1 protein-coding gene is annotated in these 244 nt (G+C 41.4%); it reads left to right on the top strand.

Annotated elements, in window-relative coordinates; translation table 11 throughout:
- Window positions 1–21: 21 nt before the first annotated feature.
- Window positions 22–244, top strand: a 223-nt coding sequence (locus tag QSV46_RS40725; protein ID WP_314964410.1) for a hypothetical protein, incomplete at its 3' end; no start/stop codon positions are given.

The following is a 244-nucleotide window of genomic DNA, read 5'->3' as shown; positions in this document are numbered from 1 at the left end:
GAATGAACCTCTTCCAGAACTATGATTGAAATTAGCTTAATTCCACTTGATCTAAGACATGAAGAGCTTATTGTTCAGAACTCTCGAGTTCTAGGCGACCTGCAACGGGCCAGCGATGTGGCCGTCAATACAATCAGCGGCCAGTTTAAGAACGTCAAAGAGAAGCTGGATGATATCGATCATCGGGTCAGTGTGGCCAAATTAAAAGTCAAAAAACTCAAAGAGACCAAAAATAAATCAATCA

It is taken from the genome of Bradyrhizobium cosmicum (genome assembly GCF_032290525.1).
Lineage (GTDB): Bacteria > Pseudomonadota > Alphaproteobacteria > Rhizobiales > Xanthobacteraceae > Bradyrhizobium > Bradyrhizobium cosmicum_A.
This window is presented reverse-complemented; position numbering and strand designations above follow the sequence as displayed.